Below are 25,276 nucleotides of genomic sequence, written 5' to 3' on the forward strand. Positions count from 1 at the left end.
CCTATGAAGAAGCCACAGCAATCACATGGACACCAGCATCATGCTCTGATAGAGGCCACAGGCAGGGAACTGCTCCGGCCTGCCCTCTTCTCTCCGCTCTCCGTCCCTGCTGGACGTCTGCCACTATGGAAGAAGAGCCGACTGGTTCCTCCCTCCCTGCGTTCGACCGGGAGCTGGACCTCGGTCAGGCAGCCCTCCGGCTCATCCTGGTATTGCAGGAGCAGATGACGGTAGGGGCCAGCGACAGCGTAGCCATGTGCTTCAATCCAGGTGGCCAGCGACTGGTAGACCTCGCTCAGGCCATAAGGGTCCCCCCGATATAGCAGGGTGGCGGCGGTCACCGGCGGCAGCTCGCGAATGGTGATGTGGCCGCCGCTGCGTTCGACAATATTGCCGAGCGAGGAGCCTTCGACCGGGATGGCCACCTCCACAAGGCCGCCCTCGCCTTCTCCGCCGTTGGCATCCAGCGTCAATAAAAGGATGTGCTCGCCCGGCTTCACTCCGCTGTCCTTCAAAAACTGCAACATCTGCCTGGCAAAGCGCAGTTGGAGCGTGACGCTGGGAGCAGTGGTACGGCTGGCGGCCACGAGCTGCGGCTTGAGGCGCTTCAGTACGACCTCGTAACTGGTCTGCTGGCCATCGAGCATAAGCTGTTTGAGACGGGCCTCGATACGCGCCTGCCGCTCCTGCTCGATGAGAATCTGCTGCTGCACTTCTGCCAGTCGCTGCTGGAGCACGGTGCGCAGCTGCTCAGGGGTCACCTGCTCGTCCAGCAACTGGACAATCTGAGCAAGTTCAAAGCCCATCTCCTTGAGATCGAGGATGCGATGAAGGCGCGTGAGCTGTTCAACGGCATAGTAGCGGTAACCCGTGAGGGTATCAACCTGCACCGGCTTGAGCAATCCGATCTCGTCGTAGTAGCGCAGGGTCCGCATAGAGACCTGGCCGAGCCTGGCAAAATCGCTGATCTTGAGCACCAGCTTGCTCCCCTCCTTCCTCGTCTCTGAGGAGGCGCGTTGGCCTGGCATCCATAGAGAGTACAGGCGCTTCTCCTCCCTCTAGGATAAACATTGCCGCGACGTGAAAGTCAAGGTAAAGGCAGAGCTGGCAGGCGGTCAGCTCAGCTCACCCAGGTCTACTACTGCTAGCTGCCGTCCGCCCAGCATCTTGCTGACCGGCAACGTTGGGCTGGTGGCAGCAATCTGCAGTCAGAAGAAAGAGCCTGGCGACCGCTTGACTTTCACACGACGGCAAAGTTTATCCTAGTAGCAAGCAGGCTCTTCCGTCTCACTCAGGTAGGTCCAGCCTAGGAGACAACAGAGCGGCACTGGCTTCGCTGAGCCAGCCCGGCTCCGGCCAGGTCCCAGCTCCACGAGGCGCCCACCTGGTACCTGGCGCGTCAGTCAGGTCCGGCAGTGCAGCAAGAGGTCTCTGCCGCCCAGATCTGAGGCCGGATAGACGGAAGAGCCAGCGCAGAACAAGAGTAGGCGAGCGAGACGAGAGCCGCGGCTGATTCGCGCAGCGCGTCACCTTGCCCGCCCTCCCGATTCTGGAGAGATCCGCTGTGGCTTCATCAGAAGCGCCGTTTCAGCTTAAAGATTTGCTGACGCCCGCCACGATTCGCCTGCATGTTGCAGCCAGCGATCCAGGGCAGGTCATCCGCGAGGCTGGCCAATTGTTGCTGGCCAGCGGGGCCATTGAGGAGCGCTACATCGAGGCCATGCAGCAGGCCCTGCAGACCTACGGCCCCTATATGGTGATTGTGCCCGGCGTGGCTCTCTTACATGCGCGTCCGGGCGATGGCGTCAAACGACCCTGCATGAGCCTGCTCACACTGGAGCCTCCCGTGCGCTTCGGCAACGAGGACAATGACCCGGTTAGCATCGCCATTGCCTTCGGCGCTGTCGATCGTCAGAAGCACTTGCAGGCCCTGACTATGTTGACCCGGCTGCTGGCTGATGAGCAGGCTCTGGCAGCCATCCGCGCCAGTACCTCCGCCGAGGAGGTCATGCATACCATTGCGGCTTCGCCATCCACTCAGTGAGCGAAGGCGTCCGAGCTGATCAGGGGGAATGCACCGTGAAGATCCTAGCTGTCTGCGGTATGGGATTTGGCAGCAGCCTGGTTCTGCGCATGACCATCGAGGACGTTCTCAAGGCTGCTGGCCTCAAGGCCCAGGTTGTTGTGAGCGATATCGGGACCGCGCGCTCGGAGCAGGCTGACATCATTGTCACTTCTGCCGAATTTGCACGCTTGCTGGCCGATAGAGGCCTCCCTATCGTCGTGATCAAGAACTATGTCGATCGAAAGGAGATGAAAGAGAAGCTGCTACCCTTGTTGAAAGGCTCCTGATGCTGAGGCCCAACTCAGCGTGAGCTTTTGCCTTCAGCGAAGAAGCAATGTTGTGGCCTGGAGAGAGACCTCCAGGCTCACTCGTTAGCTAGCCAGCCAGAAGAAGGATGGTGAACGATGGACATTGTGCTTGCGATCGTTCAGTTCATTGTCTCGGAGATTTTGAGCAAGCCACCGCTGCTGGTGGGATTGATCGCCCTTCTGGGCTTGTTGGTGCTGCGGCGCTCCGTCAGTGAGATCATCGCGGGGACGCTCAAGACCATTGTCGGTTTTTTGATCCTGACAGGCGGGGCCACTATTTTGATCGGGGCCATGACCCCGCTGGGGACGATGGTGCAGGCCGGTTTCCACTTGCAGGGCGTGGTGCCGACCAATGAGGCAATTGTCAGTCTGGCCCAAAAGGCCTTTGGCGCGCCAACAGCGCTCATTATGGCGTTCGGTTTTCTGGTCAACCTGATCTTAGCGCGCCTGACTCCGGTAAAGTTTGTCTTTTTAACTGGTCATCATTTGTTCTATATGGCCACAGTGCTGGCCGTGGTTCTGGGTAGCGCGGGAATCACGGGGGTCCATCAGGTCGTGTTGGGCGCGCTGATGTTGGGAACGATCGGTACGGTGATGCCAGCCCTGGTGCATCCCTTTACGCGTAAGGTGACGCGCGATGCGGGCTTCGCCCTGGGCCATTTCAATACGTTCGGCTATATTACGTCGGGGCTAGTGGGCAAGCTGGTACGTCGCCTGGGGGCGCCGCGGGCCAGTGCCGAGGATCTGGCGGTGCCCGAGGGATTGGCCTTCTTGCGCGACTCGCTGGTAATGACGACGCTGACGATGGTGATTATTTATGTGGTGCTGGCGATCATCGCCGGACCAGCAGCGCTGGCGCAGGCCGCCGGCGGTGGGAACTATATCATGTTCGCCTTGACCCAGGCTCTGACCTTCGGGGCGGGCGTGGCCATTATCCTGGTCGGTGTGCGCATGATCCTGGCGGAGATCGTGCCGGCTTTCCGCGGTATTGCCGAGAAAGTGGTGCCCAACGCGTTGCCAGCTCTGGACTGTCCAACGACCTTCCCCTTTGCGCCAAATGCGGTGCTGATCGGTTTCATTATGAGCTTGCTGGGTGGCATTGTGGGGCTGTTTTTGATGGGACCGCTGGGCCTGGCCTTGATTATTCCTGGGATGGTACCCCACTTCTTTGACGGTGGCACGTCGGGCGTCTATGGCAATTCGACCGGCGGCTGGCTAGGGGCCGTGGTTGGGTCCTTCATCAACGGGTTGCTGATTACGCTCTTGCCGGCGCTGCTCCTGGCTTTCATGGGATCGCTGGGCCTGGCAAACACGACCTTCGGCGATACCGACTTCTGTCTGGCTGGGATTATCACGGGTCTGGGAGCCAGGACGGGGTTCCTCGGCTCGTATGTGATGGTGGTGCTGCTGGCCATCGTGCTCCTGGCCCTGGCCTCGTTCGTGACCCTGCGTATCACACCGCGCAGCGGACCGCAAGAGGAGGCAACAGAGGCTCAGGCAACTGCCGAAACGACTGCCTGAGAAAGGTCTCTGCCCCACAAGAGAGGCGAGGGCTTGTCTGTCCGCTTTGCTCCGAGCAGGACGCAGACAGGCCCTCTTTGTGTATCTTCCCCTTCTTGCCGGCTGGAGTCGCAGCAGCTCAGGGCGCCGCTGAGCCGCTCACCTACCCGCGCGACCCAGTCCAATCTCGCAGCTCACTATTCGTTCCTGCTAGCGGTTCTTCTGTTCCTTTTCCTGGCTGGGGTGTTCGCTGCCGGCTTTGTGGTAATGGTACAATCGCTGCTCCAAAACTACGTGATTGATAGTCACTGAGGGCGAGTCTTTGCGCTCTTCGAGACACTTATCGCAGTAACAATGTTGGGTGGTGCCATTCTTTACTTTCTCTGGTATCCTCACGATCGGTGCTGGCCTGGTTGCGCTGTTCATGTTACACGGAGCTACCCTGCATTCCCAGAACCGATCGGCCACAGAAGCACACGAACAACACTTTCAGTCTGTAGATGATATCAAAACCTTATCAAGACCTGAATAACCATATCCATGTACTTGATCATAGATTCTCTCATGTATTACCTCTTTCAGATTTGCCGGCGCTGCTCCTGGCTTCACGGGATCGCTCGGCCTGGCAAACCAACCTTCGGCGATACCGACTTCTGCCTGGTCGGCATTATCACCTGAGCTGCTTCTCCGGGCCATCCAGTCCAACGATGGGAGGCGAAGCCAAAACGGGACGGTGATGCGAGCCTGTCCGCCCTCCGAAGCGCAACACGGCCTCCTTTCTTCCACCTGAAGCAGCGCTTCCGCTCAGGGTCTAGCAGAAAGAGCCTCTCTCATATAACACCGCCAGCAGTTGTCGCTAAAAGCAGACTATACCGTCGTGATCGTCACGGTACTGAATGAGCCGACAAGATTGAGATCATAGACTGCAGACGGTGAATCGTTGATTTCAGCACTTCGCAAGCGCACGACGCCGCCAGCCTGACTGAAGATTTGTTGATCCAGCTGCAGCTGGACAGCCCAGCCCTTGAAATACAAACGCACGGCCACGCCTTGGGGACGTTGGATCAAGAGCTGCGAAGCATTGCCCGCAATCGAGACTGGAACACTTCCCGTCGGAGGGGGCAGCTCCAGGCGCGCATCACCGACGATTCCTTTGAGGTGGAGCCCAAGTAGCTGCAGCTGGCCCAGACGGGCCTCGATTTGAGCGGCCCCCCCCTCAACAACAATGCGCCAGGGGATAGCGGCGTTGAGCCTCACCTCTGCCTCACGCATCTTCTCGTCGAGCTCCCAGGAACGACGGGCATAGCGCATCACTACCGCTTCCCCGCGCAGTCTGATCTCTGGTACCGCCCCCTCGAAACGAGCCTGATAGAGGAGATCCCGCAGGTCGGGGTCCGCCTGGATGAAGAACCTGGCAGGACCGGATACCACCAGATGAGCACGTGTCAGCGCCCCAAGTGGAGCCGAGAAGAGACCTTGACCAGCCTCCCGTATGGTCTGTAAGCGCGCCAGCTCCTGCCTGAGCACCTGATTGCCGCGCCGCAGAAAATGCAGCAAGGACATCAGCCGCTCCGCATCATCGCTCCCTACCAGCTCCCGCCAGCGCTCGTCGAAGACAGCCAGGAAGGCCACTACATTCTGCCACTTCTCCTGACTGGGATTAAGCTGCACAAGGACTCGCCGCGCATCCTGTGGGTCGCGCTCCCGCTTTACAAAACCGGCCTCCTCCAGACGGTTCAACATACCGGTAATAGCCCCGGTGGTCAACCCGGTCAGATCGGCCAGCTGGCCCGCTGACAGCTGGCCAAGGCTGTCAAGAAAGGCTATGACCTGGAGATCTGTGATGGTCAGGTTGAGCCGGGCAGCAACAAGACGCCAAAAAGTGACGCTCAGTCCCTGAAATTGCCGCAACTCGCTGGTCAGCTCTTGACCAATCGGAACCGGCTCCTGGCTCTGCTCTTTCTCACTGGACATACGCTCTTCCTCCATAGAGCACAGTTTACCTTAGCAACTAAGCAAAATTCTCATATAAAAAGGGAATAACCATTGACATTACCCCCAGATTATCATATATTTACCTTAGTAACTAAGCTAAATCACACAGAAAAGCCAGATTGTTTAGCGGTCACCATTATATTACAGCAGGACATCTCTATGAACAAGGTACCAAAACTGAACCAGGCGAAAGCTCCTGTGAGACGGACGCCCCTGGTGCTGATCCTCGTGATCACGCTCCTGAATACGATGGGGATAGCGATCATGGTCCCCCTGGTGCCATTTCTTGTCGCCCGGAACGCTGTTCCTGGCCACAACCTTGCCGTCGTCGTCGGCTGGCTGACTGCCACCTATGGCATCTGCCAGTTACTGGCGGCGCCAGGTCTGGGAGTGCTAAGCGATCGCTTTGGGCGGCGGCCCGTGCTCTTTCTCTGCCTTCTCGGCTCCGTCGCTGGTTATCTGATGCTGGGCCTGGGCCACACGCTCTGGCTCTTCTTCCTCGGTCGCATCATCGATGGTTTGACTGGTGGCAATATCAGCATTTTGTTTGGCTACGTAGCCGACCTCACGGAACCAGAGGAGCGCGGTAAGTACTTCGGGCTGCTGGGGAGTGCAGCCGGCATTGGTTCACTGCTTGGCCCGGCGCTCGCTGGCCTGCTCGCCACCCTGAATGAGCGCGCGCCCTTTTTCGCTGCAGCGGGCCTGCTTTTGCTCGCCCTGATCTGGGGCTACTTCGTGCTTCCTGAGAGCCTGGAGCGCCGGTATCGTTTGTCCTCTTTCTCTATCTATGAGCTGAATCCTCTGAAACAGCTGATTTCGGCATTGAGTTGGGAAGATCTCCGCTGGCTCCTGTTAGCCTGGTTCCTCTACGCTTTCCCTGTAGGCATTCTACAAGGAACATTCACCGTTCTGCTAAAGGATAGCCTCAACTTCACTGTCACGCAGGTCAGCCTCGTATTGACTGTGCTTGGAGCAGTAGACATCTTGGTGCAGGGGTTGTTGATCGGCTGGCTGCTCAGGAAGCTGGGCAACATCCGTCTTGGCCTCCTTGCTCTGGCGCTGGTCGGCGCGAGTTACCTGATGCTCGGCTCTCTTACCTGGCTGGCAATGCCGGGTCTGGCGCTCCTTGGTATTACGCTCTTTGCCAGCGCGGGGAGCTGCGTGGAAAATGCCCTGCGCGGTCTTACTTCACAAGCAGCAGGACGGCAAGATCAGGGGCGTCTGAGTGGAGCCATGCAGGCTCTCCAGTCACTGGGCTGGGTGGCAGGACCGCTGGTCGGCGGTTACCTCTACACAGTCTGGGGACACTGGCAGGCTTACGCTTTTGCAGCGCTCACGACGCTCCTGGCTATCGCCTGTGTGCGGCTCGCGCTCCCGCTCTTGCGAGGAAGAGTAAGTCAGAGCTAGGAGCGCCCAGGAGCGCCCTTGTGGCAAGGTGAGGCGGAACGGGGCAAAGAGCGCCCACCTCTTGGTAATCCACGTAAGGACTGCAACGAGGCCGCTGGAGACGCTCCGGGCCTGCAGGCAGCACAGCGCCCGTTTTGGACCGTTGCCTCCCTCCTCTCGCACCATCTCCTCTGCTCTGCTGCTTTCGCAGACTGATGGTCACCAGCAGCCCTGATCAGCCGTTACTCAGCACCGAAGGTATCAGGGTCGGGGCCAAGACGCACCCCGGTATCGAGGGCCGAAATGGCAGCCACCTCTTCCTGACTTAATTCGAAATCAAAGATCAGACGGTTCTCCCTGATACGCTCGGGGTGCACCGACTTGGGAATGACCACCAGCCCAAGCTGGATGTGCCAGCGCAGGACAATCTGAGCCGGAGTCTTACCATATTTGTCGGCCAGTTGCCTGAGCAGTGGCGTGCTCAGCAGGGTGTCTTTGCTCCGCTGCCCACCCAGGGGAAACCAGGACTCGACCTGAATGCCATGCGCTTTGGCATAGCGCCGCGTCTCTTCCTGGGTGAAGGTGGGATGAAGCTCAATCTGGAGCACCGCCGGGACCACTTCGCTCTCTGGCAGCAGGCGCTCAAGATGAGACGGCTTGAAGTTGCTGACGCCAATCGCCCGCACTTTCCCATCCTTGTAGGCGCGCTCCAATCCTTTCCAGGTCTGGAGCGTCAGGCCCTTCATGGGCAACGGCCAATGGATCAAATAGAGATCCAGATAATCAAGACCCAGCCTCTTGAGGCTCGTCTCCAGGCCCTTAATGGCCTGATCATAGCCGTGATCCGAGTTCCAGAGCTTGCTGGTGATAAACAGCTCTTCGCGCGGCAGCCCGCTCTGCCGAATCGCCTCGCCTACCTCTTCTTCGTTGTGGTAAGCGGCAGCGGTATCGATGAGGCGGTAGCCGTTTTCAAAGGCGGCCAGCACGCTGCTAATGGTCTGCTCCTTCGGCGTCAAGAAAACCCCGAGGCCAAGCTGCGGCATGCGCACGCCGTTGTTCAAAGTGACCCAGGGAATATCGGAATGTACCTGATGAACCGGCATCTTTCCCTCTTATCCTTCTCGATGTTATGACTGTGATAGCAGAAGGAAAGGATAGGAAGAGGTAGCGCAGAAAGCGACATCTGCTGCTACTGCGGTTGAAGACTCTCCCACGCGGAACCCTCTCCCATCCTCGGCAAGTTTCGCCGGAGAGACGGTCTGACTAGGGCGAATAGCGCCAGGCCGGACTGCTCCCGATGCCCCACCACCTGGCTCGCGCTCATATCAGACGCGAGCCAGATGGGCTTCTCACAGAGAGAGTATATCCAGTCGGCAGCAGCCAGTGTTAGGAGAATCCTCGTCAGAAATTGGCCGATTCTGCAGGCAAGAGATGCGCAGCTGGTGCTTTCTCTGCGCCACCACACCACTCTCTTCGGGCGAGGCCGAGCATGAATCATCAGCGGTCCTCGCTGGGCACGTTCCGCTATTGCCAAAACCTGGCCTGCTATGCCCTCAGTGCCTGACCGATCTGGTGTTCGCCGACAGTGGCCAGACAGGGCAAGGCACAGTGAAAGCAGCAGCGAAAGAAGGCAATGGCTGGAGAAGCCCATCTACTGGGAAGGCCAGATCAGAAGAGCTTTCCTTGTTCAGGGGAGGTGCCAGCAGTTAAACGTAAAAGAGCATCCAGGGCCAGCCCTGTCTGGGTACAGGCAGGGGAGAGGCTCACTCTCCAGGCTAGCAGCCAGCGCGGCAGCAGTCTGATCTAGCTATTTCCCCTGCCCAGTGGACCCTGACGTGGTGGCCCACACGACTCTCGAATGACCAGCGAGGTCGCCAGCTCCACGTGATGCGTCTCCAGCGTCTGACCGGCAATCAGGCGCAGCAACATCTCCGCCGCCATGCGTCCCATCTCCTCCAAAGGCTGGCGGATCGTCGTCAGCGGCGGCGCCATATGGGCGGAGTAGGTTACATCATCGAAGCCGATGACGCTCATCTCCTCGGGAATACGAATATGACGCCGGTAGAGCGCCTGATAGACGCCAGCCGCCTGGGCGTCGTTCCCCGCGAAAATGGCGGTCGGCGGGTCCGGCAGGTCAAGGAGAGCTTCCGTCTGCCGAATGCCGTCACCCAGCAAATAGCTTCCCTCACAGATCAAGGCCGGATCAACGGCGATTCCCGCCTGTTCCAGAGCCTCGCGATAGCCGGCCAGGCGCGCCCGTGAGGTTGTCAGATGCAGCGGACCGGTGATAATGCCGATGCGCCGATGGCCCAGCGAGAGCAGATACTCCGTAGCGGTATAGCCACCAAGCCAGATCGTCGAGCCGATCGTCGGGAAGGCCGTCGTCGGCTCGTTGCGATCGCCAATGGCCACGAAAGGAATCCCCTGCTCCAAGAGCGTATCGGCGATCCCGACCCGCTCATAGGGAAGCAAGAGGAGCACACCATCGCTCGACTGATCGAGGATGCGCCGCAGCCAGAGCCGCTCTGTCGTCTCATCTTCGTTGGTCGCAAAGACCACGAGACGGTAGCCACTCTGCTCCAGCACCTCTTGTACGCCCTGCATAATGCCGAGATCGTACCCACCCTCCAGACGCATCAGCACCAGGTCGATCAGGCCACTGCGGCCTTTGCGCAAGTGGCGCGCGGCATGGTTCTGGACATAGTCACTTTGCTCGATCAAACGCTGAATGCGTGCACGCGTCTTCTCACCAACGCCAGGTCGCTGGTTCAGGACCTTGGAGACGGTGGTGGTTGAGACACCAGCGCGCCTGGCGATCTCTACCATAGTTAAGCGCTTCGGTCGTTTTGGTTCCAGTGTCGGCCCCTCCCCTGTTCCACTAGGGTAAACGATAACTCAAATAGGTTATTTCAATGGTACCATGCCCTGCCCAACGTGTCAACGCACGACCAGGGAGAGGCCAGGAGCCAGCGAGGCCCGCACGCAGCCACCAAACGCCCACGAGGTGAGAGAAAACGAGTACTCAACTTCCCCTTGACAATCCTCTCTTTCTATGCTACCTTCTTCTTCAGAAGGCAGAGTAAACGTTAACCTTACGTTGCCTCGGCTCATCTCAGCTCGTCAGCGCTTGACGGGAGCCAGCGCCTGCCAACGTTTGCCAGCGACAGATACGCTTAAGGAGGTCACTCAGCTATGGCGCTCTTTGCTTCTCCCCCACCAACACCAACACGCTCATCCTGAGCCATCCTCACATATATCGCTTGCCTTGCTCCCGCTTCTGCCCGCCGTCTTCTGACCAGGCCAGCGTGGCCGAGCGCAGCAGGCCCTCTCTTCTCTCTGGCTCAGCCGGGACCATGCACCTGCTATGAGCAGGATGGATCTGATTAGGACATCCGTACGGCAGGTCGTAAAGACGTCATGTCTATTTGACAAGGAGGTTATCCTATGAGCACGCAAGGACCAGGGTCCCCCTTGAATCGCCGTCGCTTCCTGCAGCGCTCGCTGGCGCTGGGGGCCAGCGTCGCGGGCTTAGAGTTGCTCGCGGCCTGTGGCGGCGCCAGCAGCAGCACCACTACCGTCAGCGCCACCGTCAATACTCTTCCCCCCTCGACCAATCCCGGAGCCGTCTATGTCTTCAACCAGGTCGTCAAAGACTTCGAGCAGGCCTATCCCCACGAGCATATCATCGGCAAGAACGACCCGTACGATCCCACGACCTACTTCGCCAAGCTGGCCGCCGGTCAGCTTGAAGACGGCATTCAAAGTTATTTCACCGAGCCACCCTTGCTCATCGCTCGTCACGCTGTGGCCGATATCACCAGCCTGGCCAAAAGTTGGCCCTCGTTCAAGGACTATATCCCCAGCATCGCCTCGATCGTGACCCGCGGCGACCGCGTCTACGGGATTCCGGTCAATGGCTACGTTCTCGGCATTTTCTATAACCGCAAGCTGTTCCAGGGAGCTGGCCTTGACCCTGACAAGCCACCCACGACCTGGGAGGACTTCCGCGGCTATGCGAAACAGCTCACCAGTTCGCAGGTAGCCGGCTTTGCGGAAACAAGCACGGCCAACCAGGGCGGCTGGCATTTCACCAACTGGATGTACACCGCCGGCGGCGATATGGAGTCCTCCGATGGCACTAAGGCTGTCTTCAATAGTCCCCAGGGGGTGAGCGTGCTGAATTTCCTGAAGGCTATGCGCTTCACCGATCGCTCGATGACGCAGCAGCAGCTGTTGACCCAGGCCGATACGCTGCAGCTGCTGGCAACCGGCAAGGTGGCGATGGTGGTGATGGCCCCCGATCAGCTCAATGCGCTGCAGGCGCAGTACCAGGCCAACTTGAAGGATTTCGGCATTGGTCCGATGCCCCAGAATGGCGGCAACGCGGCGCTGACCGGCGGCAATCTCTGGGTCTTCAATCCGAAGTCGGCCCCCGAGGTGATTAAAGCCGCCTTCGACTATGTGATTTATTCGAACTTCAATCTGGACGTTGTTGAGCGAAGCCTGGCTGAGCAAGCTGCTGCCGGTCAGGCCGTGGGCGCTCCAACGGCGGTGCTTTTCCAGGGAGCTTTTCAGCAGCAGCTCTCGGCTCTCTATCGCAAGTATGCCACAGTACCTCTGGAGAACTACACTTCCTTTATGAACGCTACGCTCCAGCTTCGCCCGGAGCCGCGCAATCAGACGCAGAAAATGTATGCCACCCTCGACCCGGTCATGCAGGCTATTCTGACCGACCCCAAGGCCGACCCGGAAACGCTGCTGAACCAGGCCGCTCATCAGTTCCAGCAGATTCTCGATCAGTCGTCTTCGTCCTAGAGAGGTTTGCCCGCTATGTTTCCGCGCCGTGGGCCTGCGTAGTGCCCAGCATCCTACCCGGCCAGGGCGCTCGCGCCACTGCGCGGGCACGGCGCACTGAAGGAGGACCTCATGTCGCTTTCTTCGTCGTCATCATCGCCGCTCTCGCCAGCGCAGGAGTCGACGCCGCTCCTGACCTCGGACGAGGGGCTTATGACCGTCCGCTGGGCGCTTGTCCAGCGCCGCGGCGGCCTGCGCCGACGGCGACGCTGGGCGCTGTGGCGTCAGGTCCAGGGCTATCTCTTCCTGTTGCCAGCGTTGCTGATCTTTGCGCTCTTCGTCTGGTACCCGGTGGTGCTGGGCTTTGTGATGAGCTTTCAGAGCGTCGACTTGATCAATCCCGCGACCTGGGTCGGCTGGGCAAACTACCGCCACGTCTTCGCCGATCCCCTCTTCGCCATCGCCTGGCGCAATACGCTGGCATTTACCGGCTATGCCTTGCTCTTTGGGTATCTGGTGCCGCTAGTGCTGGCACTGGCCATTAACGAGATGCGCCACGGCAAGAGCTATTTCCGCCTGGCCTTCTACCTGCCAGTCATGCTGCCGCCAATTGTGACGGTCTTCTTGTGGCGCTGGATGTATGACCCTGACTCGGGCTTGCTGAACGCGCTCTTGAGCCTGGTCCATCTGCCAGGCCGGCTCTGGTTGGAAGATCCGCAGACCGCGCTCCCTGCGCTGGTAGTGGTGGCGACCTGGAGCGCCGCCGGCTCGACGATGCTGGTCTATCTCGCCGCCCTTCAGGGCGTGCCAGCCTCTCTCTACGAGGCCGCAGAGATCGATGGGGCCGGCTTCTGGCGCCGCCTCTGGCATGTGACGCTGCCCTGCATTCGTCCAATTATGCTGCTGATGCTGGTGCTGCAGATCATCGCGACGATGCAGGTCTTTATCGAGCCGTTTACGATCACCGATGGCGGCCCCCAGCACGCTACGCTGAGTATCCTGCTGCTGATCTACACCTACGCTTTTCAGAATGCGGATTTCGGCGAGGCCAGTGCCCTCAGTGTGCTGCTCTTCCTGGTGCTGGCCGCGTTTGGGCTGATCTACCTGCGCCTGACGAGCCGTATGCTGCAAGGAGATTGACGATGGCCACAGAGTACCATGAGCCGCTTCTTGAGCAGGAGCCAGGTTCTGACCAGCGCCGCCAGAGAGATTCCGCAGATGGGCTGGCCCGCTCCCTGCTCAGGCGCGGATGGCGCTGGCACCGCTCTGCCACAGCGACCTCTCGCTCATCTGAGGTCAGCAGCGAGCGCACGCTGCTTTCGCCCCTGATGCTGCGGCGTCCGCTGGTGCGCTTCTGCTATTGGGCGGTCTTTCTGCTGTTACTCGTGGGGACGCTGACGACGCTGGGACCGCTCTACTGGATGGTGAGCGGAGCCTTGAAGTCGAATGTGGAGATTTTCCAGAGGCCCCCCACGTTCTGGCCCGCTCATCCCCAATGGAGCAACTATAGCAATGCCTGGCAGATTCTGCAGCTTCCGCTCTATCTAGGGAATTCGCTGATTCTGGCTGCGGGGGCGGTGCTGCTGCAGTTGCTGGTCTCAGCGACGGCTGCATATGCCCTCTCGAAACTGCGCCCCTGGGGACGGAGCGCGATTCTGTTCGCCTTCTTTGCGACGTTGATGGTGCCCCCGGTCGTCTATTTGATCCCGCAGTTTGTCAATATCAGCGATCTGCCCCTGATCCACGTCTCGCTGATCAATAACTGGGCCGGGGTCTGGCTGCCCGAGGCGGCCAACGCTTTCAATATTCTGATCCTGAAGAGCTTCTTCGATACCATCCCCGGCGAGCTGACCGATGCGGCCCGCCTGGATGGCGCCAGTAGCTGGCAGGTCTTTATACGCATTGTGTTACCCCTCTCGCGCCCAGCTCTGGCGGTGATCACGATTTTTACGGTGATTGCTTCCTGGAAAGATTTCCTCTGGCCGCTGCTGGTGCTCTCGAATAGCAATCTGCAGCCGTTGATGGTGGCTCTCTACCATGAGTCGGGCCTTAACGCTAATCTGCCGTTTAGCTATCTGATGGCCGGCCTGGTCTTTGCCAGTCTCCCGCCCATTCTGCTGTTTTTGCTCTTCCAGCGCCAGATCATTCGTGGTGTCAATTTGACAGGCTTGAAGGGCTAGCCTGCTAGCTCATGAGCCTGCCAGGTGCTCTCTGGCAAGGCGCTGCCAGGGCGATAGCAGATGCGATGGACAGTCACATGACCAGGCACAATGAGGTCAGAAAGGAATGGTTTCGTATGCAGGATGCAATGCAGCGAATAATGGTCGCGCTGCGCAGGAACAGTAGTCGCAGGCTGGCGCTGCTGCTCGCGACGCTGCTATTGGTGCTTGGGAGCCTCGGAGCTTTGCTCACGCTGCCGCTCCTGGCGAAGGAGGTGAAGGCGAGCACCGCCGCGGTCACCGGTGGCGCTGGGGCGACGCTTCCCTATGTGGAGATGGAAGCGCACCAGGCTACAACCAATGGGAGTATTCTGGGACCCGATTTTTCGCTTGGGAGCCTGGCCTCCGATGCCGTGGATCGCCAGGCAGTCCTGTTGACCAGCGGTCAGTATGTACAGTTTACACTGACGCAGCCTGCCAATGCCCTGAATCTGCGCTACAGTATCCCGGACTCCGCCAGCGGCGGCGGCATCTCGGCCACGCTGAGCATCTATATCAATGGGGTGAAGCAGTCTCAGGAGTTGCAGCTGACGTCGAAATATAGCTGGCTCTACGGGCAGCCGAATTTTTCGAACTGCAACGCCAACGACTGGAGCGATACGCCTGGCGGCACGCCGCATCATCAGTTCGATGAGGTGCATGTTCTGCTGCCGCAGATGAGCACAGGGACGACGGTCAAGCTGCAGGTCGATCCTGAGAATACAGCCCCCTGGTACGCCATTGATGTGGCCGATTTCGAGCAGGTACCGGCCCCGCTGACACAGCCCGCCGGCTCAATCTCGGTGACCGATCCACCATATAATGCTGATCCTACGGGCAAGGTCGATGCCACGAGCGCCATTCAGCAGGCTGTCAATGATGCCTCGGCCCAGGGCAAGACGGTCTGGCTGCCCAAGGGGACCTATCTGGTGACCAGCCATATTCTGGTCAACAATGTGACGATGACTGGGGCAGGCCCCTGGTATACTGTGCTGACGGGCGCTCCCGTGGGCAGCAACGGCACGGGCGTCGGTGTCTACGGCTACGATGCCTACGATGGTCAGACCAGCTCCAATGTGACTCTGTCAAACTTCGCCATCGAGGGGCAGATCACGAACCGCATCGACTGCCTCCAGGATAACGGTATCGGTGGCTCCCTGAACAATTCAACGATCTCGAACATCTGGATCGAACACACCAAGGTGGGGATGTGGTTCGATGGTCCCTTCAGCGGCCTGAAGATCACCGGCTGCCGCATCGATAGCGTGCTGGCCGATGGCATCAATTTCCATCGCAACGTGACCAACTCCAGTGTGACGCAGACCATTGTACGTGGCACCGGCGATGATGGTCTGGCGATGTGGTCGGCTACCGATAATGTGCCGGCCACTGGCGACAGCAACAATACGTTCGATCACGATACGGTGCAGTCGCCGTATCTGGCCAACGGGATTGCGATCTACGGCGGTAATGGCAACAGCGTGACCAACGATCTGGTGACCGGCTCGCAGTACCGCGGCGGCGGCATCATGATCGATTATGAGGACTTTGGCAATGCCACCGCGCCTTTCGCCGGGACAACGACGGTGAGCAATGATACGATCCGGCAGACGGCGGGTATCGGCGACCAGGGCATTCAGCAGTTTGGGGCTTTGATGTTCTGGGCCGACAGCGGCGCGATGAACGCGACGTTCACGGTCTCGAATGTGGAGATCGATAACAGCCAGTATATGGCGATCTCGTTTGATGGCGGCAACCCCATCAGTACGGTCAATATGAATGGGGTGAACATCAGCGGCGCTGAGTTCGCCTTTTCGAACAAGGTGAGCCAGGTGACCGGCTCGGCGAGCAATGTGACAGCCAGCGGGCTGACGGTGGCCAGCATCCAGAGCTGCGAGAGCAGCGGGTCCTGGAATATCACCCTGGGCAGCGGTAACTCCGGCTGGAGTCCTAGCTCGCAGGTCTGTGGCTTCCCAACAGGCACGCCAACCCCGACGCCTTCGCCAACGGCTCCATTGCCGACACCAACACCTTCGCCGACCCCAACGCCACAGCCGGCACCGACGGGGACGCTGGTCCTGGCGATCAATGCCGGTGGCAGTGCGACTGGCAATTTCGTGGCCGACACCGACTACGATCAGGGCAACCAGTACAGCGATACCTCGACGGCCATCAATACCAGCCGCGTGGCCGAATCTATCCCGCAGGCGGTCTGGCAGTCCTGTCGCTGGAATAGCTCCTTTACGTACACAATCGGGGGCCTGCGCGCGGGCAACAGCTACACGGTGGCGCTCGATTGGGCAGAATTGACCTGGACGGCTGCGGGCCAGCGCCTCTTCAATGTGGCGATCAATGGGACGACGGTGCTGAGCCGCTTCGATGTCTACGCCACGGCAGGCTACAAGACTGCGTTGCAGAAGCAGTTTACGGTAGCGGCCAATAGCAGCGGCCAGATCGTGATCGCCTTTACACAGGGCGGAGCCGATAATCCCTTTATCAGCGGCATTGAGATCTGGCAGCCGTCAGGCGGCACGGCAACACCGACCCCAACAGTGACAGTGACGCCAACGAGCACGCCCACACCGACGCCTGCTCCGTCGGGGACGCTGGTGCTGGCCATCAATGCCGGCGGCGGTGCGGCTGGCAATTTCGTGGCCGATACGGACTACAATCAGGGGAATCAGTATAGCGATACCTCGACGGCCATTAATACCAGTGGCGTCAGCAATCCCGCCCCACAGGCGGTCTGGCAGTCCTGCCGCTGGAATAGCTCCTTTACGTATACCATCCCCGGCTTGACGGCGGGGACAGTCTATGTGGTGAAGCTGGATTGGGCCGAGTTGACTTTCCAGGCCCCCGGCCAGCGCGTCTTCAATGTGACGATCAACGGGAGTCCGGCCCTGATAAACTTCGATGTCTATGCCACCGCAGGCTATAAGACTGCCGTACAGCGCCAGTTTAATGTGGCGGCCAATAGCAGCGGCCAGATCGTCATTGCTTTCACGCAGGGGACTGCCAAGGCCGACAATCCTTTCATTAATGGCATCGAGATCTGGAAGCCAACCAGTACGCCGACGCCTCCCCCGACCGGAACGTTGATCACCGCGATCAACGCTGGTGGTTCGACTGCGGGCAATTTTGTGGCCGATACGGGCTACAACCAGGGGAACCAGTATAGCGATACCTCGACAGCCATTAATACCAGCGGCGTCAGCAATCCCGCCCCACAGGCGGTCTGGCAGTCCTGCCGCTGGAATAGCTCCTTCACTTACACCATCACTGGACTGTTCGCCGGGGCACGCTATACGGTGAAGCTGGATTGGGCCGAGCTGACTTTCCAGGCTTCAGGAAAGCGCGTCTTCAATGTGGCGATCAATGGACAGACGGTGCTGAGCAATTTCGATGTCTATGCCACCGCAGGCTATAAGACTGCTCTGCAGCGCCAGTTCACGGTTCAGGCTAACAGCAGTGGCCAGATCGTGATCTCCTTTACCCAGGGAAGCGCCGACAATCCCTTCATCAATGGCATCGAGATCTATCAGGCCTGATCTGCCTGCATGGGATACAGCATCGCTTTCCCTGACAGGTGAGTGGATAAGCAGACGAGCAAGGAAGCTGGTTGCTGGATAGAAAAGACCCCGCTCGGAGCGCGGAGCGCTCGCTCCGCCTCCGGAGGGGTCAGGTTTTCACAGGCCGGCCCGGCCCAGTTCAACAGCGCTTCTTTGCCCGTTTTTCAGCGAACCGATGATCAGCGGTCAGCTTATAAAAACAAGCAACTAGAGTGGAAAGGAACCAAGATTTCATGGAGAGGGCACAGCCAGTAGCCACCAATGCTCACCCCGCTGTCACCTTACCGGACGGCTATCGGGTCCTGGGTCAAGCCCAGGTCTGCGAGCGAGACGCCGCCAGGATCTGCCTACGCAGCGGACCGGCCAGCGTTGAGGTGACGGCCCTTGCGCCGGACCTCTTCCGCGTTGGCCTCTTTCTGGATGGCCGTCCCCGCCGCTACGAGTCGCCGGCAGTGGTGGAACAAGCCTGGCAGCCAGAGTCTGTCACTATCACAGAGCCAGCAGCGGGACAGCTGAGCATGGCCACCTCGTTCGCGACGGCGCACCTCTCTCTTGATCCCTTGCGTCTCAGTTTTTCCGATCCGAGCGGGCGGATCTTCGCCGCCGATGATCCCGAGCTGGGGATGGGCTGGTTCGAACGGCCCGCCGAGGAGGCCCTGCTACCGCTGGCCAATGTGGCCGGAACCCTCGGCCTACCGCTGCGCGTCTATAAGCGACACCTGCCCGAGGAGCGCTATTTCGGCTGTGGCGAGCGCTTCGGCGGTTTGGATAAGACAGGGACCTACCAGATCTTTTGGAACACCGATCCGCAACCCGGGCACAGCGTTTTCCACAATAACTTGTATGTCTCTATCCCTTTTACGCTGGTGCTGGCCGATGGTCTGGCCTGGGGGCTGTTTCTGGATAATCCCGGGCGGGTGGCTTTCGATCTGGCTCATGAGCATCCAGCTCGCTCCTGGTTCGGCACCAGTACCGGCGACCTGATCTATTATGTCTTCTGTGGCCCGACCCCACAGGCCGTGCTGGAGCGCTACACCGAGTTGACTGGGCGCACTCCTCTGCCACCACTCTGGTCGCTCGGCAACGGACAGAGCCGCTTCAGCTATGCTTCCGCCGAGGAGCTGCGCGAGGTGGCGACCACCTTCCGCGCGCGCGATATTCCGTGCGACACGCTCTATCTGGATATCGATGCGCTCGATGGCTACCGCGTCTTTACGTGGGATCAGGAGCGCTTTCCCGATCCCGCCGGCCTCTTCTCCGAGCTGCGCGCGCAAGGCTTCCATGTGGTGAGCATTGTTGATGCGGGCATCAAGGTCGATGAGCACTACGCGGTCTATGTAGATGGCAAGCGGCGCGATCTTTATTGCAAGACCCCCGACTATCAGGATTATCAAAATGCGGTCTGGCCGGGCCTTTGCGTCTTTCCCGATGTGACCAACCCGGCGGCGCGCGCCTGGTGGGGCGAGCAGCATCGCTCACTGCTCGATGCTGGGGTAGCCGGCATTTGGACCGATATGAACGAGCCGGCTGTTTTTATTCCGGTACATGGGACGCTGCCCCCTGAGACGATCCACCCCGGCGGCGGGACTCCACGTCTGCATGTTGAGATTCACAATGCCTATGGCTCGTTATTGGTCCAGGCGACGCGCGAGGGTCTGGAGCGCCTGCGCCCGGACCAGCGCCCGTTTGTGATTTCGCGCGCCGGCTACGCTGGTATCCAGCGCCATGCTTTGATCTGGACCGGCGATAATGCGTCAACGTGGGAGGATCTGGCGCAGAGTGTGTCGCAGTTGCTCAATCTGGGTCTCTCCGGTGTGAGCTGGTGTGGCAGCGACATCGGTGGCTTCTATGGCGATTGTAGCGGCGAGCTGCTGGCTCGCTGGACAGAGTTCGGGATCTTTCAGGCTTTCTGCCGCAACCACTCGGAGAAGCAGACGCGCCGTCAAGAGCCGTGGGTCTTTGGCGAGCCGTACGAGTCGGTCTGTCGCGCCATGCTCAAGCTACGGCAGCGTCTGCTCCCCTACCTGTATACGCTGTTCGAGGAGTGCCATCGCACTGGTGCGCCAGTGCTGCGCCCGCTCTTCTGGATGGCGCCGGCAGACCCCGTCGCCTGGGCTTACGATGACGAAGCGCTCTGCGGCCCTGCGCTGCTCGTAGCTCCTGTCTCGCGCCCGGGTGTCAGTCACCGTCATGTCTATCTGCCCGCCGGCACCTGGTTCCACTTCTGGAGCGGCCAGCGCTTGAGCGGTCCGGCCCATGTGGTAGCCTATGCCCCGCTCGGGCAGCCAGCGCTCTACGTGCGGGCGAATACGGCGGTGCCACTCTGGCCCGAGATGAACTACGTGGGAGAGCGAGCACCAGATCCGCTGACACTGCTGCTTTACCCAGCCGAAGGGAGCGGCGAGAGCAGTCTCTACGAGGACGCCGGCGATGGCTATGGCTACTTGCAGGGGGAATACGCTCGCCGGCGCATCATTTGCGAGGTCGAGGGCGATGAGATTCGCGTGTTCCTCAGCGCCCGCGAGGGCAGCTTTGTGCCGCAGCGCCAGCGCATCGTGTTGGAGCTGCGTGCCCTTGAGCGCGCTCCCCGGAGTGTCGAGCAACGCACCGGAGACGGTGACTCTGCCGGTCCGGTCGAGTGGTCCTATGACCAGGAGCAGGGCCGCCTGCTGGTGACGTTGCGGGAGCAGGTTGAGGCGCAGGAGCTGAGCATCCGCCTGGCGGCAACAGCCACCGAGGGAGGATCTGGCGCCTGGCTGGAGGAGACGGACGAGGAGCCTGCTGATCGGCTTTGAGCTGTAGGCAAGCTGTTGACCTTCCCGCTGCTCGCCCTGGTCACTCACCAGGCATTCAGGCCGCCGCGCGGCCTGCTTCGTTTTTTCACCTGGGCTCACTCGTTAGATCTGTCTTCAAGATCTTTGTGCTGCCAGAGCTAGAGAGAGGAAGAGTGCTGGCAAGAGGTGCCAGCACTCTTCTTTTTGTTTCTCTCCTCTTTTTTTTTGAATACTTCCGAGGATTCCGATACTTTAGCGGAATCTTCTCGCTACTCTTGTGGGCATGAGCGCGCTGCTGCTAAGGCTGCTTCAGCCTGGTAGCTGCAGTATAATTACCAGACTGTTCCGATAAAAATGTCAATGGCTATCGTCTGACGGATAGGGAAACAATGAATCTGATTGTGGAAGGGAAAGGCATCTTTATTAGTAAACATCAAGGAAGAATTCGTCTGGTCCAGGGATCGCAGGTCGTGGAGGAAATACCTCTGATCCATCTCAAGCAAATTCTTGTTATCGATACAGGCGTTGGGATCTCCAGCGATGTGGTGAAGCTCTGCAGCGAGGAAGGGATTGCGCTCCATTTCCTGGAGATTGGAAGGCCGGGCCGCTCAGCACTACGGAGCGGGCGTCAGGTATGTTCTGCCTGAGCAGATCGCTTGGCCCGGATGGCAGACACGGGGAGCCACCGATCTTTTCAATGCCCTCCTCAACTACGGCTACGGCGTGCTTTATGCTCAAGTTGAACAGCCGCCGTGTTGAGACAACAGTGGCGGCCATCCGTCAGAGCCTGCAGACAGAGGGTCTGCCAGGGCCCACAGCTCAGCAGCGCCGCTGCCCACTGTGCGAGTTTCGCCGCTTCTGCAACGACGTGGTGTGAGTCAGGAGAACAGGAGAGCAGAGAGCGAACGCAAGGCGTACCGGTCTTTTCTCTAAGACCGGGATTCCGACGATTTAGCGGAATCGTTAGGCTATACTGCTTCCCAGAGCAGCGGGCCGCCTGGCTCAGCTCCTCGGCCAGGTCAAGACAAGAGCACGAAGGGAAAGGAGACGCCGCCTTGAATACCGAGACCATGAAACGGGTCCATCGCCTGCAGACTATCATTCACCTTTTCGAGAGTCATATGAAGCGGCGGTGGCGCACCCGCGAAATCGCTGAGCGGCTGGGCATCAATGAGGATACGGCGAACAAGTACCTGAATGAGCTGCAGCTAACCGGCCTGCTGCCTCTCACGAAAGAGGGCCTCTACTGGTTTTTGCCGGAAGGGGCGGTCATCCCCAGGCTACAGCTCTCCCTGAGCTATCCCGAGGCGGTGGGCCTCTATCTGGCTGGCCGCCTCCTGGCTCAGACGCGCGATGAGCGGAACTGGCATTTGACAATGGCCCTGCATAAGTTGGTAGAGGCCCTGCCCGCTCCCGTGCGCGAGCAGCAGGAGACTATTGCCGCGCTGCTGCTCACGGAGGATAGCGACAGGGAAGATGTTTCGGCCATTTTTCTGGCACTGGCGTGCGGCTGGGTCCAACACCGCCGCCTACGCCTGGTCTACGAGCCGCCGCGCAAGAGCCGTTTCGAGACGCTTTTCGATCCTTACCTGCTGGAACCATCAGCTATCGGACGGACCATCTACGTGCTCGGCTACAGTCATACCGTGCGGGCCTTGCGTACTTTGAAGCTGGAGCGCATCCGACATGCAGAGCTAACCAGTGAGACGTTTGTCCCCGATCCCTCCTTTAAGGCTGAGGAATTGCTGCAACGGGCCTGGGGCGTGATGTACGGCGATGAGGAACCGGTCAGGGTACGCTTGCACTTCAGCAGCCAGGTGGTGAAGCGCGTGCGTGAGACGCGCTGGCATCCGTCGCAGGAGATTCGTCTGACGCGCGACGGCTGCGAGTGGACGGCCCTGATCGGTGACCTGGTCGAGATCGAACCCTGGGTTCGCGGTTGGGGCGCCGACTGTGTGGTGTTGGAGCCGGAAGAGCTACGCCTGCGAGTCATTAGCCACGTCCAACGAGCCAGCCAGAACTATGGATTGCAGCGCCCCGCCCTCTCCACCCACGAGCCAGGCAGGCTCAACGCGGATCTGTTCCGCCGTCCCGCCCGGCCAGAAGAGGCTGAAGTGAAGGAAAGAAAGGAGTGAGCGGTTTCCCTCATGAAGACTCTCTATCCCTATCAGGAGCGTGTGCTCCAGGTGCTGGCCCAGGGCCGCAATGTGATTCTGGTCATTCCGACGGGCGGCGGAAAGACGCTGGCAGCCCTGCTACCCTTCCTGCAGAGCTGCGCGTTTAACGATGGGACGCTGCCCGGGAAGGCGCTCTACGTCTCGCCCATGCGGGTGCTGGCCACGCAGTTCATCAGAACCTGCCGCCAGTTACTGGAGGAGGAGCTGAACCCGCTCTTGATCGAGCCGCTGCGCCAACGCTATGCCCAGTTCGGTCGTTCGCTGCTCAGTTTGCAAACAGGCGAGTCGCCGGACGATCCCCAGTTCGAGTCATTGATCATCGCCTGCACGATCGATCAGCTGCTGGCCAGCGCTCTCGGCGTGCCCTATAGCGTCGACGGGGCGCGCGCCAATATCAATGTTGGTCTGCTCGCCAGCACCTACCTGATTCTGGATGAGCCGCATCTCTATCCGCTCAATCGGCAAGGCCAGAGCTGCTTTGGCGCCCTGACAACAACGATCGAGCTGCTGCGCCAGCTCAAGGATCTGACCCGCTTTATCTTCATGAGCGCGACCCTCTCCAGGCCACTGGTGGAGCAACTGGCGCAGATGATCGATGCTGAGGTGATTGAGGCAAGCGATGAGGAGCTGACCGCCCTGGCCAAGGGACGTCAGCGCGTCTTTCGGCGCGTGGCGGAGCCGCTGAGCGCCGAGCAGGTGCTTGCGCGTCACCAGCGCTGCTCTCTGGCGGTCTGTAACCGTGTCGAGCGAGCCCAGGAGCTATATCTGCAGCTTGATGAGCTGATTCAAGAGCGCGGGCTTGACATCCGTCTGCAACTGCTGCACAGCCGCTTTAGTGATGAGGATCGGCGCCGCCAGGGCGAGGAACTGCAGCGTTTGCTTGGTCCCGCCGCCTGGGACGAGGAGAGCGGGCGCTATCAGGGCGAGAATGTGATTGTGGTGGCGACGCAGGTGGTCGAGGTGGGGCTTGATATCTCGGTTGAGACGCTGCACAGCGAGCTGTCGCCAGCCAATAGCCTGATCCAGCGCGCCGGACGCTGCGCGCGCTTCCCTCGCCAGCAGGGGCAGGTCTTTGTCTACTCGCTCCCCGTCGATGATCAGGGTCAGCCGCAGACACTGCCCTACGAGCCGGAACCCTGTCAACGTACCTGGGAGGCCCTGGCCGAGTACGATGGCCAGGTAGTGCGCTTTCAGGAGGAGCGCCGCCTGCTTGACACGGTCCACTGTGAGAGCGACCTCCAGTTGCTGGCGCGCTACGAGGAGCAACGGCCCCTTCTGCTGGAGAAGATGGTGACCAGCTTGAGGAAACCCGATCCAAGTGTGCGCTCTACGCTGATCCGTGACGATCTGCAAGTGGCGCTGCTGGTGCACGATGCGCCCGAAGAGGAGATCGTCACAGCGCCCTGGCACTGGCAGCTTTTCACGCTGCGTCCCAGTCTGCTGCAGGGCCGGCACTGGCGGGCCCTACAGGAGCGGGCCGCCGCACTGGGCCTCGATTGGGTGTGCAAACAAGCGGTGCTCGTGGATAGCGGGAGCGGGACAGCGGCCCAGGGCGAGGACGATAGCCGGCGCGAGCCACTCTATACGTGGGAGCCGGTGACCAACCCGGCCCAGATCAGCAGTGCGCTGGTCTTGGCTCTGCCGCAGGCCCTGGTGACCTACGATCGCGATCTGGGCCTGGTCTTCCGCGACGGACGTCTGCCGCTGTCCGCGCGCTGGCGGCAGCGCCTTGAGGGCACGCGCTACCAGAGCCGTCCGCAGGAGCGGCGGCGTTCAGGTGCGGCCAGTCAGACGGTCTCGCGCCAGCGCTACGAGGAGCACATTGGGGGACTGGCCGACGCCTACCACTACGGCCTCTACCATGAGCTGGCCTATGCTCTGCGCCGCCTGGAGGAGCGCATGGGAGTGGCAGCGGGCACGATTGATCAGGCCATTCAGTTGGCCCTGGCCCTGCACGACCTGGGGAAACTGGCTGAGGGCTGGCAGCGTTGGGCCCGCGCCTGGGAGCGCCTCTATCACGAAAAGAAGGGTCTGCACTATCAGGAACCGGCAGCCGATTATCTCTTTGCCAAGACGACCTATAATGTGCGAGCCCGCGAAGAGCGACAGTGGGAGCAAGAGCTAGCCGAACGCCGTCCTAACCACGCCTGTGAGAGCGTGGCTTTGGCGCGCCGCTTCATTGTGGACTGCCTGGGCGCGACAACGCCGGCCAGCCCCACTGCGCCCGTGGCGCGGGCCACCTGCTATGCCATTGCCCGTCATCATACCACAGGGGCCCACGAATATGGTGCGAGCAGGCTGGCGCCAGGAGCCTTAGAGGCGGTACGGCGAGCCTTAGCCCTGGTACAGCGCGAGACCCCTCCTCAGCCCATGAACCTGCAGTTGATTCTGCCAGCGTGCCAGCAAGGAGATCTCTTCCCCGAGAACGCCACTTCGGGGAAGTTCAGTCAGCCCGCGCTGGACCTGCACAAACCCCACTACGAAACCTGGCTGGCCTTTGTCATGACACG

General features: G+C 60.1%; 18 protein-coding genes. 14 read left to right on the plus strand and 4 right to left on the minus strand.

What is annotated here, in order from left to right; genetic code table 11:
* Positions 1 to 38: 38 nt before the first annotated feature.
* Positions 39 to 977: a MerR family transcriptional regulator gene (locus IRZ31_RS02490; RefSeq protein ID WP_297149183.1), complete on the minus strand. Its 939-nt coding sequence runs from the start codon at positions 975 to 977 to the stop codon at positions 39 to 41.
* Between the two features lie 587 nt (positions 978 to 1,564).
* Here IRZ31_RS02490 and IRZ31_RS02495 point away from each other — a divergent pair.
* From IRZ31_RS02495 to IRZ31_RS02505, 3 genes are all read left to right on the plus strand, one after another.
* Positions 1,565 to 2,044 (plus strand): PTS sugar transporter subunit IIA, encoded by a 480-nt coding sequence (locus tag IRZ31_RS02495; RefSeq protein ID WP_297149185.1) that lies wholly within the window; start codon positions 1,565 to 1,567, stop codon positions 2,042 to 2,044.
* 35 nt (positions 2,045 to 2,079) lie between these two features.
* Positions 2,080 to 2,352 carry a PTS sugar transporter subunit IIB gene (locus IRZ31_RS02500; RefSeq protein ID WP_297149187.1) on the plus strand — a complete coding sequence of 91 codons (273 nt, stop codon included), beginning with the start codon at positions 2,080 to 2,082 and terminating at the stop codon, positions 2,350 to 2,352.
* A gap of 117 nt (positions 2,353 to 2,469) precedes the next feature.
* Positions 2,470 to 3,894, plus strand: coding sequence for a PTS ascorbate transporter subunit IIC (locus tag IRZ31_RS02505; RefSeq protein WP_297149189.1), 1,425 nt, complete (start codon positions 2,470 to 2,472; stop codon positions 3,892 to 3,894).
* Between the two features lie 846 nt (positions 3,895 to 4,740).
* Here the strand turns inward: IRZ31_RS02505 and IRZ31_RS02510 are convergent.
* Complete coding sequence (locus IRZ31_RS02510; RefSeq protein WP_297149191.1) at positions 4,741 to 5,847, minus strand: MarR family transcriptional regulator; 1,107 nt, start codon at positions 5,845 to 5,847, stop codon at positions 4,741 to 4,743.
* Between the two features lie 180 nt (positions 5,848 to 6,027).
* Between IRZ31_RS02510 and IRZ31_RS02515 the strand changes: the two genes are divergently transcribed.
* A complete protein-coding gene (locus IRZ31_RS02515) occupies positions 6,028 to 7,275 on the plus strand; it encodes an MFS transporter (RefSeq protein ID WP_297149193.1) in 1,248 nt (415 codons plus the stop codon).
* A gap of 221 nt (positions 7,276 to 7,496) precedes the next feature.
* Here IRZ31_RS02515 and IRZ31_RS02520 read toward each other — a convergent pair whose 3' ends face one another.
* Positions 7,497 to 8,357 carry an aldo/keto reductase gene (locus tag IRZ31_RS02520; RefSeq protein ID WP_297149195.1) on the minus strand — a complete coding sequence of 287 codons (861 nt, stop codon included), beginning with the start codon at positions 8,355 to 8,357 and terminating at the stop codon, positions 7,497 to 7,499.
* Between the two features lie 700 nt (positions 8,358 to 9,057).
* Positions 9,058 to 10,080 (minus strand): LacI family DNA-binding transcriptional regulator, encoded by a 1,023-nt coding sequence (locus IRZ31_RS02525; RefSeq protein WP_297149197.1) that lies wholly within the window; start codon positions 10,078 to 10,080, stop codon positions 9,058 to 9,060.
* 618 nt (positions 10,081 to 10,698) lie between these two features.
* Between IRZ31_RS02525 and IRZ31_RS02530 the strand changes: the two genes are divergently transcribed.
* From IRZ31_RS02530 to cas3, 10 genes are all read left to right on the plus strand, one after another.
* Positions 10,699 to 12,069, plus strand: coding sequence for an extracellular solute-binding protein (locus tag IRZ31_RS02530; protein ID WP_297149199.1), 1,371 nt, complete (start codon positions 10,699 to 10,701; stop codon positions 12,067 to 12,069).
* A gap of 111 nt (positions 12,070 to 12,180) precedes the next feature.
* Positions 12,181 to 13,188: a sugar ABC transporter permease gene (locus IRZ31_RS02535; RefSeq protein ID WP_297149201.1), complete on the plus strand. Its 1,008-nt coding sequence runs from the start codon at positions 12,181 to 12,183 to the stop codon at positions 13,186 to 13,188.
* A gap of 2 nt (positions 13,189 to 13,190) precedes the next feature.
* Positions 13,191 to 14,228, plus strand: coding sequence for a carbohydrate ABC transporter permease (locus IRZ31_RS02540; RefSeq protein ID WP_297149203.1), 1,038 nt, complete (start codon positions 13,191 to 13,193; stop codon positions 14,226 to 14,228).
* 116 nt (positions 14,229 to 14,344) lie between these two features.
* Positions 14,345 to 17,794, plus strand: a complete 3,450-nt coding sequence (locus IRZ31_RS02545) for a malectin domain-containing carbohydrate-binding protein (protein WP_297149205.1) — start codon at positions 14,345 to 14,347, stop codon at positions 17,792 to 17,794.
* A 254-nt stretch (positions 17,795 to 18,048) separates the two neighbouring features.
* Positions 18,049 to 20,610, plus strand: coding sequence for a glycoside hydrolase family 31 protein (locus IRZ31_RS02550; protein ID WP_297149207.1), 2,562 nt, complete (start codon positions 18,049 to 18,051; stop codon positions 20,608 to 20,610).
* A 368-nt stretch (positions 20,611 to 20,978) separates the two neighbouring features.
* On the plus strand, positions 20,979 to 21,236 hold the full coding sequence (locus IRZ31_RS02555; protein WP_297149209.1) for a CRISPR-associated endonuclease Cas1: 258 nt from the start codon (positions 20,979 to 20,981) through the stop codon (positions 21,234 to 21,236).
* A complete protein-coding gene (locus IRZ31_RS21335) occupies positions 21,181 to 21,348 on the plus strand; it encodes a CRISPR-associated endonuclease Cas1 (RefSeq protein WP_363325627.1) in 168 nt (55 codons plus the stop codon). The genes IRZ31_RS02555 and IRZ31_RS21335 overlap by 56 nt, the downstream gene beginning before the upstream one ends.
* Positions 21,320 to 21,466, plus strand: a complete 147-nt coding sequence (locus tag IRZ31_RS02560) for a hypothetical protein (RefSeq protein ID WP_297149211.1) — start codon at positions 21,320 to 21,322, stop codon at positions 21,464 to 21,466. Before IRZ31_RS21335 ends, IRZ31_RS02560 begins: the two co-directional genes overlap by 29 nt.
* A 178-nt stretch (positions 21,467 to 21,644) precedes the next feature.
* Complete coding sequence (locus tag IRZ31_RS02565; RefSeq protein WP_297149213.1) at positions 21,645 to 22,724, plus strand: WYL domain-containing protein; 1,080 nt, start codon at positions 21,645 to 21,647, stop codon at positions 22,722 to 22,724.
* 12 nt (positions 22,725 to 22,736) lie between these two features.
* Positions 22,737 to 25,276: CRISPR-associated helicase Cas3' (cas3, locus tag IRZ31_RS02570; RefSeq protein WP_297149215.1), on the plus strand; the 2,540-nt coding region annotated here is incomplete at its 3' end.

The sequence above is a fragment of the Thermogemmatispora sp. genome (genome assembly GCF_019683635.1).
Classification (GTDB): domain Bacteria; phylum Chloroflexota; class Ktedonobacteria; order Ktedonobacterales; family Ktedonobacteraceae; genus Thermogemmatispora.

Bases quoted from the DNA above. Each gene is read 5' to 3' on its own strand.
- IRZ31_RS02505 (WP_297149189.1), top strand. From the start codon at position 2,470: ATGGACATTGTGCTTGCGATCGTTCAGTTCATTGTCTCGGAGATTTTG.
- IRZ31_RS02510 (WP_297149191.1), bottom strand. From the start codon at position 5,847: ATGTCCAGTGAGAAAGAGCAGAGCCAGGAGCCGGTTCCGATTGGTCAA.
- IRZ31_RS02515 (WP_297149193.1), top strand. From the start codon at position 6,028: ATGAACAAGGTACCAAAACTGAACCAGGCGAAAGCTCCTGTGAGACGG.
- IRZ31_RS02520 (WP_297149195.1), bottom strand. From the start codon at position 8,357: ATGCCGGTTCATCAGGTACATTCCGATATTCCCTGGGTCACTTTGAAC.
- IRZ31_RS02525 (WP_297149197.1), bottom strand. From the start codon at position 10,080: ATGGTAGAGATCGCCAGGCGCGCTGGTGTCTCAACCACCACCGTCTCC.
- IRZ31_RS02530 (WP_297149199.1), top strand. From the start codon at position 10,699: ATGAGCACGCAAGGACCAGGGTCCCCCTTGAATCGCCGTCGCTTCCTG.
- IRZ31_RS02535 (WP_297149201.1), top strand. From the start codon at position 12,181: ATGTCGCTTTCTTCGTCGTCATCATCGCCGCTCTCGCCAGCGCAGGAG.
- IRZ31_RS02540 (WP_297149203.1), top strand. From the start codon at position 13,191: ATGGCCACAGAGTACCATGAGCCGCTTCTTGAGCAGGAGCCAGGTTCT.
- IRZ31_RS02545 (WP_297149205.1), top strand. From the start codon at position 14,345: ATGCAGGATGCAATGCAGCGAATAATGGTCGCGCTGCGCAGGAACAGT.
- IRZ31_RS02550 (WP_297149207.1), top strand. From the start codon at position 18,049: ATGGAGAGGGCACAGCCAGTAGCCACCAATGCTCACCCCGCTGTCACC.
- IRZ31_RS02555 (WP_297149209.1), top strand. From the start codon at position 20,979: ATGAATCTGATTGTGGAAGGGAAAGGCATCTTTATTAGTAAACATCAA.
- IRZ31_RS02560 (WP_297149211.1), top strand. From the start codon at position 21,320: ATGCTCAAGTTGAACAGCCGCCGTGTTGAGACAACAGTGGCGGCCATC.